Annotated in this window: 7 protein-coding genes, 8 tRNA genes and 3 rRNA genes; 1 reads left to right on the top strand and 17 read right to left on the bottom strand. The window is 44.7% G+C overall.

All coding sequences use genetic code 11. The features are described 5' to 3' along the window. Window positions 1–270 precede the first annotated feature (270 nt). The 4 genes from NYE72_RS24250 to NYE72_RS24265 are packed head-to-tail and all read right to left on the bottom strand — an operon-like array spanning window position 271 to window position 4157. Window positions 271–1416 (bottom strand): hypothetical protein, encoded by a 1146-nt coding sequence (locus NYE72_RS24250; RefSeq protein ID WP_076142377.1) that lies wholly within the window; start codon window positions 1414–1416, stop codon window positions 271–273. Window positions 1417–1434: 18 nt separating this feature from the next. Next, entirely contained in the window at window positions 1435–2643 is a 1209-nt protein-coding gene (locus NYE72_RS24255; RefSeq protein ID WP_076142376.1) for a hypothetical protein, read from the bottom strand. Next, a complete protein-coding gene (locus tag NYE72_RS24260) occupies window positions 2636–3499 on the bottom strand; it encodes an ABC transporter ATP-binding protein (protein WP_076142375.1) in 864 nt (287 codons plus the stop codon). The genes NYE72_RS24255 and NYE72_RS24260 overlap by 8 nt, the downstream gene beginning before the upstream one ends. Continuing rightward, a complete protein-coding gene (locus tag NYE72_RS24265) occupies window positions 3489–4157 on the bottom strand; it encodes a hypothetical protein (RefSeq protein ID WP_076142374.1) in 669 nt (222 codons plus the stop codon). Before NYE72_RS24265 ends, NYE72_RS24260 begins: the two co-directional genes overlap by 11 nt. A 461-nt stretch (window positions 4158–4618) precedes the next feature. Between NYE72_RS24265 and NYE72_RS24270 the strand changes: the two genes are divergently transcribed. Then, window positions 4619–4885, top strand: a complete 267-nt coding sequence (locus NYE72_RS24270; protein ID WP_076142373.1) for a transposase — start codon at window positions 4619–4621, stop codon at window positions 4883–4885. A gap of 954 nt (window positions 4886–5839) precedes the next feature. Here the strand turns inward: NYE72_RS24270 and NYE72_RS24275 are convergent. The 13 genes from NYE72_RS24275 to ilvE all read right to left on the bottom strand — a co-directional run bounded on the left by NYE72_RS24275 (window position 5840) and on the right by ilvE (window position 15710). Continuing rightward, window positions 5840–5918: transfer RNA gene (locus NYE72_RS24275), tRNA-Leu, on the bottom strand. Between the two features lie 19 nt (window positions 5919–5937). Then, window positions 5938–6014: transfer RNA gene (locus NYE72_RS24280), tRNA-Arg, on the bottom strand. 10 nt (window positions 6015–6024) lie between these two features. Continuing rightward, window positions 6025–6099: transfer RNA gene (locus tag NYE72_RS24285), tRNA-Gly, on the bottom strand. Window positions 6100–6135: 36 nt separating this feature from the next. Continuing rightward, window positions 6136–6208, bottom strand: a tRNA-Lys gene (locus NYE72_RS24290). 14 nt (window positions 6209–6222) lie between these two features. Next, window positions 6223–6300: transfer RNA gene (locus tag NYE72_RS24295), tRNA-Asp, on the bottom strand. A 25-nt stretch (window positions 6301–6325) separates the two neighbouring features. After that, window positions 6326–6402 (bottom strand) — tRNA-Met (locus tag NYE72_RS24300). A gap of 89 nt (window positions 6403–6491) precedes the next feature. Beyond that, window positions 6492–6567: transfer RNA gene (locus NYE72_RS24305), tRNA-Val, on the bottom strand. Between the two features lie 89 nt (window positions 6568–6656). Continuing rightward, window positions 6657–6731: transfer RNA gene (locus tag NYE72_RS24310), tRNA-Glu, on the bottom strand. Window positions 6732–7352: 621 nt separating this feature from the next. After that, window positions 7353–7469, bottom strand: a 5S ribosomal RNA gene (rrf, locus tag NYE72_RS24315). Window positions 7470–7615: 146 nt separating this feature from the next. Further along, window positions 7616–10541, bottom strand: a 23S ribosomal RNA gene (locus NYE72_RS24320). 232 nt (window positions 10542–10773) lie between these two features. After that, window positions 10774–12331: ribosomal RNA gene (locus tag NYE72_RS24325) — 16S ribosomal RNA — on the bottom strand. Together the 16S, 23S and 5S rRNA genes form the textbook arrangement of a ribosomal RNA operon. 453 nt (window positions 12332–12784) lie before the next feature. Then, window positions 12785–14524 carry a LysM peptidoglycan-binding domain-containing protein gene (locus NYE72_RS24330; protein WP_339210606.1) on the bottom strand — a complete coding sequence of 580 codons (1740 nt, stop codon included), beginning with the start codon at window positions 14522–14524 and terminating at the stop codon, window positions 12785–12787. A 304-nt stretch (window positions 14525–14828) separates the two neighbouring features. Next, window positions 14829–15710, bottom strand: coding sequence for a branched-chain-amino-acid transaminase (ilvE, locus tag NYE72_RS24335; protein WP_036685189.1), 882 nt, complete (start codon window positions 15708–15710; stop codon window positions 14829–14831). Window positions 15711–15712 lie beyond the last annotated feature (2 nt).

Genomic DNA, 15712 nt, shown 5'->3' on the forward strand with positions numbered 1-15712 from the left:
CTTGGTACTTCGCATTGCTCCAACTATATAAGCAATAGCAGTAATTTGTTTGTCCTCTCAAATTACTTTCTTTCTCTGTGAAAAAATCTTTGAGCATCGCCAGTATAACAAAGTGCTCTAGAACGTGAGCTAAACCGTTGTTGCTAATACCATCTTTTTCTGATCCAGCTTCGCATAAAATAAAAAATGAATACATCATCTACCTTCTTTCCGAACTTCACTTCATTTTTTTATCCTTGATGTGTTTTAACTTTATGCGTAATGCTCAATCTAAGAAGTAAACCTCATTTTATTAATCCATCTTGGCAAAAATAGTAGGAGTATAAATAAAACTGCAACAGTAATGGAAGGAACGGCAATAATTCTAGAAATACCTCCATAGGGTTCAAAACTTGTGTAATAGCTGTTGAACTTGGCTATCTGCATGGGCAGAAAATTGCCCACATAATGTTTCAGAAAGAATACCTCACTCATCTGAATGGCGTAAGATATGGCTATGGTGAATAGTAACAGGGCGTAGCCAGTGTAAATCTGTGTGACTAATACGCTGATCAATAAAGTAATCCCTGTCATCAGTGAGATTGCCACATATCCAATAACCAGGTTGATTAAAAACTGCTCGAAATAATTCACCGCAACCATTGATAAAAAAAATTGTGGACTACTTTGTATAGGCAAATCCGCACCTTGTAAACCGTACATAAAGAATATAGGCGTAATGTAAATCGCCACCGCCGCCAGATAAAGCAATAAAGAGAGCTGGAAGGCGTTGATAATCCGTATCCTACTCAGCTTACGTTTTCCAAACCTCGTGGATTTGACCAGTCCGTCCACGCCCAAGGTCTCGTCTTCATTAAAAATTGGGACCAGTAGAATGGAAATGAGAACCAGGACAATAAAAACACACTGGCTCATCCCTGAGTTAACGTTCTTCCATCCCTCGGCATAACCCATCCGGATAGGTTCGGAGAGAGAAGCCGCTGCATAATTCCCGTTGCTGATTCCTTCCCTAGAACTCCCCGCTTCCTTCTGTGCACTTTTGATGATGTCTGCCCTGTCCTGATAAAATTGTTCTGCTGAGACACCCCGTATTCCAGTCCAGTTCCAGCCATACACTTGGATAATCATATCCAAGGCTGGCAAATCTGCAACATCCGCTTTATTCCTGTCTTCTGGTAGGCTAAGTTCTCTGTATTTTTCCAAAATTTTATTAATCTCAACTTCATCCAATACCTCCGGTTGATAGAAATACCGGTATTCCGTCCCATCTGTTATCTCATATCTTGCCTGATTTAAATAACCTGTTTTGATGGTGTCTAAGTTGTAAAAGGTAAGTATCAGAAACAATGCCAACAAAAAACCGAATATGTTTATGTTTAGGATTTTACTTCTGTTTACTTTTGATAAATAGCTCATGATTTCACCTACCTTCCTCTACTGTAAATAATATCTTCTCATCCATATAGAGATACCGATTCGAGATAAGAGAATGTACACAGTACCCAGAAACAGGGCGACAAAAACATAAGGAAATACAGTATTACCCACAAAATATAATTTCTCTATGCCTATAAGATTATTGATAAAGTTCTGGGGCATGAAGACCATCACTTTTTCAATCAGCGCCCCCCTCCCCATCTGATAAGTATTTACGAGATAAAAATAAATCAGTGAAAGTGCTAATACCAGTTTCCCTCTTTTAAAAACCACTGACAAAAACAGGATAAGATGCGTCACGACAAGTGTGGAAAAGTATCCCATGGAAATATAGAGTAACCCCTCTTGAAGCTGATTCATAGAATAAAATGTAATTGTTCCGATTTGAACCGAAGAGTCCCAGCCGTGCAGCGTATACACTGCGGTAATAAACAGCAGTATGATCGCAATATACACAAAATAGGCTATCGTAGAAAACACACAAGCGGCACCAAGCTTGTAGCTGAGCAGCCTCCTCCTGCTCTCCTTGGTGGATAAGGTCACCTTGTCAATTCCTTTGCTGCTGTTTTTGGAGAATCCCTCGCATAGGATAAAGGCCAAGAACATGAAGAAAAGGTAGATCGTATTTAATAAACCTATTTTCAGGTACTCCCAGCCACTATCGTATTTGAATAAAAATGGGGTGGGTACTTTTTGCATTTTCTGGGATATGATTTCGATTTGTTTCTCTGTATAAGGAAATAGATTTTGTTCAGTGGATAAATATTCGGTAAAACTGCCCTTCCAATCTACATAAAAATTGGCGAGCTGCTCATCCGTTAAATTTAAGCTGTTATCGAGAACACGGTACTTTATATATGGAAAGTTCAGTTCCCAGTTCAGCGCATCGTGAGGAAAAGTTAATCTTTTTCCCAACTTGCGATCTGTATCCACTTCGCCTTCAATATAAGGTTTGTCCACGCTGTTTTCGTAGTTTTGTTTCATTTGTAATAAATAATCCGTCGTCATCGTGCCCTCAACCGTGCGCTCCCTTAAAATTTTCCAGCCTCCAAGACCGCTATGTATGGTTCCATCATCATCCAAGACATCTATACTCTTGGCGGTTTGAATCCAGGGGATCAGAATAATAGTGAGAAAGAGTAGGCTGATAATTACTGTATTTTTATTTAATATTTTTTTCAGTTCTAATGGAATGAAATTACGCATGGCTCCCACTCCCTAAGTAGATGTAGTAATCTTCCAGCGTGGGCTCGCATACGATTGCGCCTGATTCCTTTTCTCCCAAGTAACGGACATTAACAACGTTTTCTTCCTGCCGGATCCGTACGATCAGGTGCTTCTTTTTAAAGGAGGCCAGTCGCTCTCTGTCCATCTCCTCAGTAAATACTTTTCCTTTAATCCCGGATAACATCTTTTGCACATTACCTTGCTCTTTAATTTTCCCCTGATCTAGGATGATCACATTGGTGGTAATTGCTTCGATATCCGAAATAATGTGGGTAGAAAACAAGATGATCTTGTCCTGTCCCATTTCGCTTATGATGTTTGAAAAACGGATTCGCTCATGGGGGTCAAGCCCAGCGGTGGGCTCGTCAAAAATTAATATCTTCGGATCGTTAATAATGGCTTGGGCAATGCCCACCCGCCTTTTCATCCCTCCGGAAAAGGTTTTGACCTTTTTATTAGCAACATTCTCCAGGTTGACAAACTGTAATACCTCTGGAACTTTGTGCTTCAGTTCTTTTTTTGACAACCCCTTCAGTGCTCCCATATATTCCAGATATTCTGTTGCTGTAAACGCGGAATAAACCTCGAAATCCTGGGGAATATATCCCACAAGATTCCGGTAGTCGTCGTTCATATGGAAGATATCCTTGCCGTTAAAGGTAACCTTACCACTAGTTTGATGGTCAATTGCCACAAGAATTCTCATCAAGGTGCTTTTCCCTGCCCCATTATCTCCCAAAAGCCCATACACACCTTCAGGCAATGTAAAATTTAGTTCACTGATTGCCCGTTTCATTCCAAATGTTCTTGTTAAATTCTCCGCTTTAATTTCCATCGCTAATTTCCTCTCTCAATTGATATACGTCTCCTTCCGAGAGAACTTGCCATTCTTCTCCCGTAGACTTTCTACCTAACAGGAGGTTGGTATATTCTCCGTCCAGCTTTTTCACTTCCCATGCGAACAGATTTTCATTTTCGAATCCTGCTATGATACCTGTTTTTTCTTCCTTGTATAGAATGTTTTGGATTCTCGGATCATCAGTGTTTCCCCTAGTGCCATTGTCCGCTGGTTCGGGAAACCGATCTGAATTTTCTCTCATGTATGCATCAACTGTTTTGTAGATGCCTGTTATATCCTCGATAGAAAGAGATGGAACTTCTATTGTTGGCCTAATTGATGACTCTTTTCTTCCTTGCTCCCTATAAGTTCTTTCATTTTTTTTCCTCCCTTCATCAAGACGTTTGTCCAAGGCAATATCCTCAAAAGTCCTTTTATCATCTAGCGTTGCATCCTTTGGAGTTTCCTCATTGCCCGGACTCTTATTCTCTGACTTTACATCCTTCGGATTATTATCTAAGATAATTAAATCCTCTGAGATGGTTTTATCATCCTGTATGCTTGCATATTCTGAGTAGCTGCTTCGATTTTGGAAGTAGAGGCTTCCTCCAATCAAAATGGTTATAGTTAATACAAACATTAAGATTTTTTTCACTAAGACACCTCCATTTTTAATATGTAATTCTACATTTTATCGTTTATTTCAACTGACTTAATAAGTTTCCGTATAACTTTAATTTATCACCAACTTTCTTAATTTCCATTTTATACCTATTCTTCTTGGTACAAAGTATAGATTGAACACCTTAAAAATCTAGGTGTGTAGATCTTAAATTTTTATTAACAAATGGTTGTCAATGGTATTATGAGTAAAAGCTCCTGAATGATAGACCTTGGGATCAGTCTGTAGCCGAATTTTTTGTATGACCATTTCGCATCACTATAAAAAATTGAACAGCTTCATCCGAAAAAATCGGTAATTGAAAAGATAAAGAAAACAATAACAAGTAAAACTTCCGTTTTATTGAACTGTGGTAGTATCCCCTTCAAGTAGACACTCGAAAAAAACTACATGTTATCATGGAGATTCGAGTAACACTTGGAGGGGATATTTTTATGGCGAAAAAAGGACAAACATTTCAGATGTATACAGAAGAATTTAAATTAAAGGCGGTTAGAACCTACTTAGATGGATCATCTAGCTATACGATCATAGCTGAACAACAAGGTATCCGTAGTTGCACGCAATTGAAGGTTTGGGTGAGAAAATGGAAAAACGGAGATTCTTTCGATGAACGTAAAAATGAGGAAAAAGAGATGAAGCTTAGGAAAGGTCGCTCTTCACGTCCTTTGGTAGTGTCGAAGAAGAAAGTGACTACCTGAAAGTTCAGGTGGATATTTAAAAAAGCGGTATCCAAATCTAATAAAGGAGAAGCTCCCAGGCAGCGAGAGAACTACGCTACCCGTATCATATTACAGACCTCTTAGCGATTGCAGGGATATCACGGGCCAGTTACTACAAATGGCTAGCTACATAGACTAAGCGTCAAAACCAGGAATGACAAAAATCAAGAGATCAAGGAACACATGATGGCCATTCATTTTTCGCATCCAGATTTCGGCTATCCTCGCATTTCGACTGCCTTGTAGGGGCAAGCTTCAACGTGAATCACAAGAAAGTATGGCGAATCATGAAAGAACTATCAATCCAATCGATCATTCGAAAGAATCGAAGACAGTCTAGTTATACCCTTTCTATCGTTTTCCCGAATCGCTTAAAACGTAAATTTCATGACACAGCACCACAGCACCACAGCACCACAGCAAAAAATGGTAACGGATATTACCTATATTTCGGACGGAACTAACTTTCATTACTTATCCGTCATACAAGATCTATTCAACAACGAGATTGTCACTTTGCAATTGTCAGAACGTAACGATGTTCAACTCGTGTTGGATACGGTTACGAAGTGGACAAGAAAAAGAGACGTACATTGGAAGCCGTGCTCCATTCGGTTCAGGGCTTCCAATACACGTCTCAGGCATACAATACAGGATTAGTAGGTATTCGACATTAAAGGCAGCCACTCTCGCAAAGCTACCTCCCTCGATAATGCATGTTTCGAATCCTTCTTTTCGCATCTCAAAACAGAGAAGTTGTACCTCAAACAGTGTAATTCAAGAGCGGAAATATCACCGCTTTCAAGCAAAACTATCGGTGCGCGCTGGCAGCATAGCTTTTTCATTTGTCTACTTGATAGGGGTATGACCAATACTCAGAAATAAAAAAAACTTGTAAAATTGCTGGAAGCAATCTTACAAGTTTTTTCGATATACCGGTGAGAGGACTCGAACCTCCACGGTTTCCCTCTCGATTTTGAGTCGAGCGCGTCTGCCATTCCGCCACACCGGCAAAGTATTAAGTTAAAATATGGCGCGCCCTGAGAGATTCGAACTCCCGGCCTTTTGATTCGTAGTCAAACGCTCTATCCAGCTGAGCTAAGGGCGCAAAATTTATATGGAGCGGACGACGGGAATCGAACCCGCGACCCTCGCCTTGGCAAGGCGATGCTCTACCGCTGAGCCACGTCCGCACACGGTATGTATTGATGTCCGACTCACTAAAAAAGTGAGCCATGAAGGACTCGAACCTTCGACACCCTGATTAAAAGTCAGGTGCTCTACCAACTGAGCTAATGGCTCATAAAGCAAGAAAATGGCGGAACCGACGGGATTCGAACCCGCGGTCTCCTGCGTGACAGGCAGGCATGTTAGGCCAACTACACCACGGTTCCAGAAGAATAATTGCTTAATGAAAATTGGTTGCGGGGGCAGGATTTGAACCTGCGACCTTCGGGTTATGAGCCCGACGAGCTACCGGGCTGCTCCACCCCGCGTCAGTAAAAAAGTATTAATTCCCTTGGATTCCCCGGAAAGTATCCGGAATCCTCAGTGAAGCATTAACTTCACTTTTGGGGATGTGTTATGGTGGAGGCTGAGGGGATCGAACCCCCGACCCTCTGCTTGTAAGGCAGATGCTCTCCCAGCTGAGCTAAGCCTCCATGTAAAGAAGCAACTTAATTATCATAACATAATCAAATATGTAATGCAACCATTTTTTCTAGAAGTCTAATACTGTTTCAAGAAGAAATGGTGACCCGTATGGGATTCGAACCCATGTTACCTCCGTGAAAGGGAGGTGTCTTAACCCCTTGACCAACGGGCCGTTTTAAAAAACAAATTGTTTTGACAACAAAAAATATTATATCATGTATTATTAAGTATAGCAATACCTAAACTATTTTTTTCTTTTTACTCTTCCCTAGGTAATAGATTGATATGAAGCTTTTGAGCTATTATCTCAACGATTTCACCCGTAGTTCTATCATTCGTGTCTAGATGCTGCTTAAACACCTCGTGATCACGGCCTGTGATGCACCTGTCGATCTGCTGAGTAGCCCAAGAGTCTTTTCCTTCACCTCTAACGCTTAATCTCTTAAGCAGGGTCTCTCGGGAGGCACACAAACTAAAATGATAAAGCTCTATACCTCCATCCATTAACTTGCCGATGATTTCCCCTGCAAGAATCCGAATTCATTAGGGTCATAGGCACGATAATTATTCCATCATATTCGCTAGCTATGTTTTTCTTCGATACATTTCATATGCGGTTTGTGTCTTCCCTGAACCAAAAGCACCATTGATCCATATAATCATGATCATTTGCCTCCGTGAACTAATTTTCATTCGAAGAAATCACTCACAATGATTGCCTATCCTTATAATAAGCGGATAAATATCATACAACAAAAAGACCACTGTCGATAACTCAACAGTGGTCTTGCGTGCTTGGCAACGTCCTACTCTCCCAGGACCCTTCGGTCCAAGTACCATCGGCGCTGGAGGGCTTAACGGTCGTGTTCGGGATGGGTACGTGTGGAACCCCTCCGCTATCGCCACCAAACGGGCATTTGCGGTACAAATGCATTATTCAGGTCTCAGCATCGCCAAATGCTGAAAACAAATTCATCATCAAACAGTCACTTGGACTATATAAATCTGAGCTTGATTCCTGAAAACTGAATCCGAAACGAATTTGCATTCTAAGTATAGGATAAGCCCTCGACCGATTAGTATTGGTCAGCTCCATGCATTGCTGCACTTCCACCTCCAACCTATCTACCTCGTCGTCTTCAAGGGGTCTTACTAATTGGGAAATCTCATCTTGAGGGGGGCTTCACGCTTAGATGCTTTCAGCGCTTATCCCGTCCGTACGTAGCTACCCAGCCATGCTCCTGGCGGAACAACTGGTGCACCAGCGGTACGTCCATCCCGGTCCTCTCGTACTAAGGACAGCTCCTCTCAAATTTCCTGCGCCCACGACAGATAGGGACCGAACTGTCTCACGACGTTCTGAACCCAGCTCGCGTACCGCTTTAATGGGCGAACAGCCCAACCCTTGGGACCTACTTCAGCCCCAGGATGCGATGAGCCGACATCGAGGTGCCAAACCTCCCCGTCGATGTGGACTCTTGGGGGAGATAAGCCTGTTATCCCCAGGGTAGCTTTTATCCGTTGAGCGATGGCCCTTCCATGCGGTACCACCGGATCACTAAGTCCGACTTTCGTCCCTGCTCGACTTGTAGGTCTCGCAGTCAAGCTCCCTTATGCCTTTGCACTCTGCGAATGATTTCCAACCATTCTGAGGGAACCTTGGAACGCCTCCGTTACTCTTTAGGAGGCGACCGCCCCAGTCAAACTGCCCGCCTGACACGGTCCCCGTACCCGATAAGGGTACTAGGTTAGAACCTAGATACGATCAGGGTGGTATCCCAACGGCGCCTCCACCGAAGCTTGCGCTCCGATTTCTACGGCTCCCACCTATCCTGTACAGATCGTACCCAAATTCAATATCAAGCTGCAGTAAAGCTCCATGGGGTCTTTCCGTCTTGTCGCGGGTAACCTGCATCTTCACAGGTATTAAAATTTCACCGGATCTCTCGTTGAGACAGCGCCCAAGTCGTTACGCCATTCGTGCGGGTCAGAATTTACCTGACAAGGAATTTCGCTACCTTAGGACCGTTATAGTTACGGCCGCCGTTTACTGGGGCTTCGGTTCATAGCTTCGGGTTACCCCTAACCACTCCCCTTAACCTTCCAGCACCGGGCAGGCGTCAGCCCGTATACTTCGCCTTGCGGCTTCGCACAGACCTGTGTTTTTGCTAAACAGTCGCTTGGGCCTTTTCACTGCGGCCCCCTCGTGCTATTCACACTACCGGGGCACCCCTTCTCCCGAAGTTACGGGGTCATTTTGCCGAGTTCCTTAACGAGAGTTCTTCCGCGCGCCTTAGAATTCTCTTCTCGCCTACCTGTGTCGGTTTGCGGTACGGGCACCTTCTCCTGGCTAGAGGCTTTTCTTGGCAGTGTGAGATCATGACCTTCGCTACTATAATTTTCGCTCCCCATCACAGCCTAGCCTTAATGATGTGCGGATTTGCCTACACATCAGCCTCACTGCTTAGACGGACATCCATCAGTCCGCGTCACTACCCTCCTGCGTCACCCCATCGCTCATAGCGGATTACGGTGGTACAGTAATTTCAAACTGTTGTCCTTCGACTACGCCTTTCGGCCTCGCCTTAGGTCCCGACTTACCCTGAGCGGACGAGCCTTCCTCAGGAAACCTTGGGCTTTCGGCGGATCAGATTCTCACTGATCTTTTCGTTACTCATACCGGCATTCTCACTTGTGTAGTGTCCAGCGCTCTTTTCAGTACACCTTCAACCCCTACACAACGCTCCCCTACCCCAGATACATAGTATCTAGCCATAGCTTCGGTGGTGTGTTTAGCCCCGTTACATTTTCGGCGCAGAGTCACTCGACCAGTGAGCTATTACGCACTCTTTCAATGGTGGCTGCTTCTAAGCCAACATCCTGGTTGTCTGTGCAACTCCACATCCTTTCCCACTTAACACACACTTGGGGACCTTAGCTGATGGTCTGGGCTGTTTCCCTTTTGACAATGGATCTTAGCACTCACTGTCTGACTCCCGGCAATAAGTATATGGCATTCGGAGTTTGACTGAGCTTGGTAATCCTTGCGGACCCCGCACCCAATCAGTGCTCTACCTCCACTACTCTTATACCGAGGCTAGCCCTAAAGCTATTTCGGGGAGAACCAGCTATCTCCGAGTTCGATTGGAATTTCTCCGCTACCCCCACCTCATCCCCGCACTTTTCAACGTACGTGGGTTCGGGCCTCCAGTGCGTGTTACCGCACCTTCACCCTGGACAGGGGTAGATCACACGGTTTCGGGTCTACGTCCACATACTCATTCGCCCTATTCAGACTCGCTTTCGCTGCGGCTCCACCTTCTCGGCTTAACCTTGCATGTTAAACGTAACTCGCCGGTTCATTCTACAAAAGGCACGCCATCACCCATTAATAGGGCTCTGACTTTTTGTAAGCACACGGTTTCAGGTTCTATTTCACTCCCCTTCCGGGGTGCTTTTCACCTTTCCCTCACGGTACTGTTTCACTATCGGTCGCCAGGTAGTATTTAGCCTTAGCAGATGGTCCTGCTGGATTCATACGGGGTTTCACGTGCCCCGCACTACTCGGGATCCGTCTCGGAGAGAACACAGTTTAGGTTACAGGGCTTTTACCTCTATCGCGGGCCTTTCCAGACCTCTTCACCTACCATATTCCTTTGTAACTCCATGTGAGACGTCCCACAACCCCTAAGAGCAAGCTCTTAGGTTTAGGCTGTTCCGCGTTCGCTCGCCGCTACTGACGGAATCACTATTGTTTTCTCTTCCTCAGGGTACTTAGATGTTTCAGTTCCCCTGGTCTGCCTCTACACACCCTATGTATTCAGGTATGAGTAACTGCGAATTACCACAGCTGGGTTTCCCCATTCGGACACCCCCGGATCAAAGCTTGCTTACAGCTCCCCGAGGCAGTTTCGTTGTTCGCCACGTCCTTCGTCGGCTCCTGGCGCCTAGGCATCCTCCGTGTGCTCTTATTAGCTTAACCTTGATTCTTCCGAAGAAAAATCTCACTAATAACATTTACTTGTTTGCACAAGTTGCTAAAAGATGTTCTAAAACGCAAATTCGTTTCGGTATCCAGTTTTCAAGGATCAAGTCTTACTTGAGAGCTTAAACTCTCAAAACTGAGCAACGAGTGAGTAACAGGCCTAAACCTGAGTTGTGGAAGCTTAGCTTCCGATTTGAATGTCCTCATTGCAGAGAACGATTCTCCATAGAAAGGAGGTGATCCAGCCGCACCTTCCGATACGGCTACCTTGTTACGACTTCACCCCAATCATCTACCCCACCTTCGGCGGCTGGCTCCCTTGCGGGTTACCCCACCGACTTCGGGTGTTGTAAACTCTCGTGGTGTGACGGGCGGTGTGTACAAGACCCGGGAACGTATTCACCGCGGCATGCTGATCCGCGATTACTAGCAATTCCGACTTCATGCAGGCGAGTTGCAGCCTGCAATCCGAACTGAGACCGGCTTTGATGGGATTGGCTCCACCTCGCGGCTTCGCTTCCCGTTGTACCGGCCATTGTAGTACGTGTGTAGCCCAGGTCATAAGGGGCATGATGATTTGACGTCATCCCCACCTTCCTCCGGTTTGTCACCGGCAGTCACTCTAGAGTGCCCAGCATTACCTGCTGGCAACTAAAGTTAAGGGTTGCGCTCGTTGCGGGACTTAACCCAACATCTCACGACACGAGCTGACGACAACCATGCACCACCTGTCTCCTCTGTCCCGAAGGCCGCTGCTATCTCTAGCAGATTCAGAGGGATGTCAAGACCTGGTAAGGTTCTTCGCGTTGCTTCGAATTAAACCACATACTCCACTGCTTGTGCGGGTCCCCGTCAATTCCTTTGAGTTTCAGTCTTGCGACCGTACTCCCCAGGCGGAGTGCTTACTGTGTTAACTTCGGCACCAAGGGTATCGAAACCCCTAACACCTAGCACTCATCGTTTACGGCGTGGACTACCAGGGTATCTAATCCTGTTTGCTCCCCACGCTTTCGCGCCTCAGCGTCAGTTACAGCCCAGAAAGTCGCCTTCGCCACTGGTGTTCCTCCACATATCTACGCATTTCACCGCTACACGTGGAATTCCACTTTCCTCTTCTGTACTCAAGCCACCCAGTTTCCAGTGCGACCTCAGGTTGAGCCCAAGGTTTAAACACCAGACTTAAATAGCCGCCTGCGCGCGCTTTACGCCCAATAATTCCGGACAACGCTTGCCCCCTACGTATTACCGCGGCTGCTGGCACGTAGTTAGCCGGGGCTTTCTTCTCAGGTACCGTCACTCCGGTAGCAGTTACTCTACCGGACGTTCTTCCCTGGCAACAGAGCTTTACGATCCGAAAACCTTCATCACTCACGCGGCGTTGCTCCGTCAGGCTTTCGCCCATTGCGGAAGATTCCCTACTGCTGCCTCCCGTAGGAGTCTGGGCCGTGTCTCAGTCCCAGTGTGGCCGTTCACCCTCTCAGGTCGGCTACGCATCGTCGCCTTGGTGGGCCGTTACCCCACCAACTAGCTAATGCGCCGCAGGCCCATCCCTCAGTGACAGATTGCTCCGTCTTTCATTCTTCTCTCAGGAGAAAAAAGAAATTATCCGGTATTAGCTACCGTTTCCGGTAGTTATCCCAGTCTGAAGGGCAGGTTGCCTACGTGTTACTCACCCGTCCGCCGCTAAGTTATTTTGAAAGCAAGCTTTCAAAATAACTCCGCTCGACTTGCATGTATTAGGCACGCCGCCAGCGTTCGTCCTGAGCCAGGATCAAACTCTCCAATTAGTATTGAAAAGAGCGATATGCTCATTTTGAAACATCTGACGAGAAAATTAATTCTCTAATTTTGGATATCACTTGCGTGATTTCCTACTCACTCGTTGTTCAGTTTTCAAAGATCAAGTTCTCGTTGACGCCGTTTAATGTCTCAGCAGCAACTCTTATAATATATCATGCTTTCTGATTTATTGCAACTCTTTTTTTCAAAGTTTTTTGCAATCTAATTCAGATTAACATTCACCAACCGAAAGCTTTATAGTTCCTCTTTGCGACTGGATTTATAATGTACCATATATCCCTATATAAAAACAATACTTAAAAATTTATATTTTATAAATAAGTGCTTTTGCCCCACTTAATTTAACATCTTTTATCCCTATCTACCTATAAAAAACGTGTAGATTCTAAGGATACAGAATCTACACGTGAGTCCGGACAGCGGCTCGTTTTATAAATTTATTAGTTTGAAATCCAAGGATTTCTACGTTTTTTAGTACTCGCTGCTGAACCTTGAGATTTCGTAGCAGCTTTGCTTTTCTTGCTGCTAGGTTGACCTGAGGTCTTTGCTTTTTTGCCTGTTGCTGTTTCCTTTACTACACTCCCCTTATTCTTGAGAGAAGCGTTAGAAGTTGACTCATCAGTCTCTGTTCTAGCCGCTTCAGGAGATTCCTGCACGAACGCTTCAGGTTCTTGAATTTCCGGCACCCGATTATGCTGCGAATAATTACCTATCCCTGGATACTGCGGATTGGATGGAATATTAGAGTTATCCTGTCCGCCAAATGCTCCAAGCGTAGAAGTAGGAACCATTCCCTGATTAGGCATTCCTGCTCCATATGCAGAAAAAGCGTTTGGATTCCCATATTCAGGATAGGTGTTGTATACAGGCATGTCATATGAATAAGTTTGCACTGGTTGAATATGCACGCCTCCGCACCCACAAGTTGGCCAAGGAAGGTTCGGCGTCTGTCCTCCATATTGAGGAACAGCATACGGGGAGAAATCCCCGCCTACGTTCATGCCAGCAACATTAGCCTCCATCGGATTCCACTGTCCTGGACTCATATTAGGGGCAGCATTGGGACTCCATTGTTCTGGGCTTATGTTAGGCGCTGCATTGGGATTCCATTGTTCTGGGCTTATGTTTGGCGCGGCATTGGGATTCCACTGTTCCGGGCTTATGTTTGGCGCGGCATTGGGATTCCACTGTTCCGGGCTTATGTTTGGCGCGGCATTGGGATTCCACTGTTCTGGGCTCATATTAGAATACATATTGCCCGAAAAATAACATGGGGAAATACATTCTGGTGCATAAGCCATTGGCTGAACATAACTTGGTGCCCAGTTCATGTTCATATTAGGGCTATTTTGATATGAATCATAGAGATAAGGATTTCCTCCCAAGCCCGGGTATCCGTTGGAATTATCCCATGAGCAATCATTGTCTGCTTTCTTCTCAGCTTTAGGTGCTTCTTGTTGAGCAACCGGTTCTTGATTTGGAACCGTAATCTGAACAAATAAACTCTGCATTTCAATTTCTTGCACTGGAGCAACTTCCATTTGCATATTAGGCGCAGGATTTGGTGCAATATTTTGTGTATTAATAGGGGCGATGTTTAGCGATGGGTGTGGTGCAGAATTAGATTCAGGTGAGATATTTGTCACTGGTTTAGGTGCTGGTTTAGCTTCTGGCTTTATTTCTGGTTTGGTCTCTGGTTTGGTCTCTGGTTTAGTTTCCGGTTTAGGTGCAGGCACTACTTCAGCAGCAGGCTGTTCTTTGGGACCTGTATATTCCTTGCCACCCACTTGTGTTTTCTCTGAGGCGTTAGAAGGTGTATACCCAGGCTGTGTGGGTGAGGTATTGGATACTTTTTTAGGAATATTAACTACTTCCCCTAGCATAAGTACATTTGGATTCTTTAATTGGGGATTGGCCTCAACCATATCCTTTAAAGGAATTCCCCAGGCTTTAGATAATTTCCACAAGGTATCTCCTTGTTTAACGGTGTGCTTGTAGTAAACTTCACTGTTCTCCGGTACGGATACTGGGGCCGTAGGTATTTTTACTTTGTCTCCAATCGCTAATACGTTCGGATTACTGATCTGCGGGTTAGCTTCAATAAGTTTTTGTAACGGCACTCCGTACTTTTGCGATAATGCATACAAACTATCGCCTTGTTTGACAATGTGTATTTTCACGTAGCATTAACCTCCTAAAAGTTTTGTGGAGTATTGCTTTCTTTACAGCTACACAGCAAAACTGACTTCGAAAGCAAACACCCTTTTCATGGAACATTGCTCTCTTACAAAGTTATATGCGGTACAGCCGCCTCCTTCGTTACTACATCTTATGCAGCCCATGGGCGAATGACATCCCCGAAATAAAAAAAATCCTTTCATGATCCATGAAAAGATTAACCGGAGACTCCCGTTTTCTTCTGCATGTATGCATAAAAGGACTTCTGATGCGTATTCAATGCTATTTACGTTGTATGATTAGTCTTTATTCCCAAACCTTATAGCCATCTTTATCAACCACATTACGGAACTCTTCGAGCAGCTTCAAAGTGATTGGACCCGCTTGTCCTTCACCAATGATCCGGCCGTCAATTTCACGTGCAGCAATAACTTCAGCAGCTGTGCCAGTGAAGAACACTTCATCCGCTATATAAACATCATGCATTGTGAACGGTTCTTCTTTCAGTTTAATACCTAATTTCTCGCAGAGCTCAATAATCGCCAAACGGGTAATTCCTTCAAGGGCTCCCAAGTAACATGGAGGAGTGAAAACTACACCATTTTTGATGATGAAAATGTTATCGCCCGATCCCTCAGTAACATAACCTTGAGCGTTCATCATGATTGCTTCGTCGGCTTCTGCCAAGTTGGATTGGATTTTTACTAGGATATTGTTTAGGTAATTAAGCGATTTGATCTTTGGATTGAGTGCATCCGGAATATTGCGGCGTTGGGACACAGAAACTGCACGAAGTCCGTTCAAATACGCTTGTTCTGGGTAAATAGCCAGTTGCTCAACGATAATAATTACACTAGCTTTTGGACAACGGCGTGGATCAAGACCTAAGTTCCCTGGTCCCCGGGAGACGATCAGTCGAATATAGCCGTTACGCATGTCGTTAAGACGAATCGTTTCAGCCATAGCTTCCAGCATCTCATCATACGTTAGCGGAATGTCCAGCATGATCGATTTTGCCGAATCATACAGTCTGTCCAAATGCTCTTTACATTTAAAAATATTGCCGTTATAGATACGGATACCTTCAAAAATACCGTCTCCATACAAAAAACCGTGATCAAAAACGGATACCTTTGCATTTTCCTTCGTTACGTGTTGTCCATCCAAATAGATCCATTGCTCAGCCATGA

The sequence above is a fragment of the Paenibacillus sp. FSL L8-0333 genome (assembly GCF_037965665.1).
GTDB lineage: Bacteria > Bacillota > Bacilli > Paenibacillales > Paenibacillaceae > Paenibacillus_AQ > Paenibacillus_AQ odorifer.

What these genes read in the sequence shown, in the direction of transcription:
- NYE72_RS24250 (WP_076142377.1), bottom strand. Translation starts at nt 1,416, where the DNA reads ATGAGCTATTTATCAAAAGTAAACAGAAGTAAAATCCTAAACATAAAC.
- NYE72_RS24270 (WP_076142373.1), top strand. Translation starts at nt 4,619, where the DNA reads ATGGCGAAAAAAGGACAAACATTTCAGATGTATACAGAAGAATTTAAA.
- NYE72_RS24260 (WP_076142375.1), bottom strand. Translation starts at nt 3,499, where the DNA reads ATGGAAATTAAAGCGGAGAATTTAACAAGAACATTTGGAATGAAACGG.
- ilvE (WP_036685189.1), bottom strand. Translation starts at nt 15,710, where the DNA reads ATGGCTGAGCAATGGATCTATTTGGATGGACAACACGTAACGAAGGAA.
- NYE72_RS24255 (WP_076142376.1), bottom strand. Translation starts at nt 2,643, where the DNA reads ATGCGTAATTTCATTCCATTAGAACTGAAAAAAATATTAAATAAAAAT.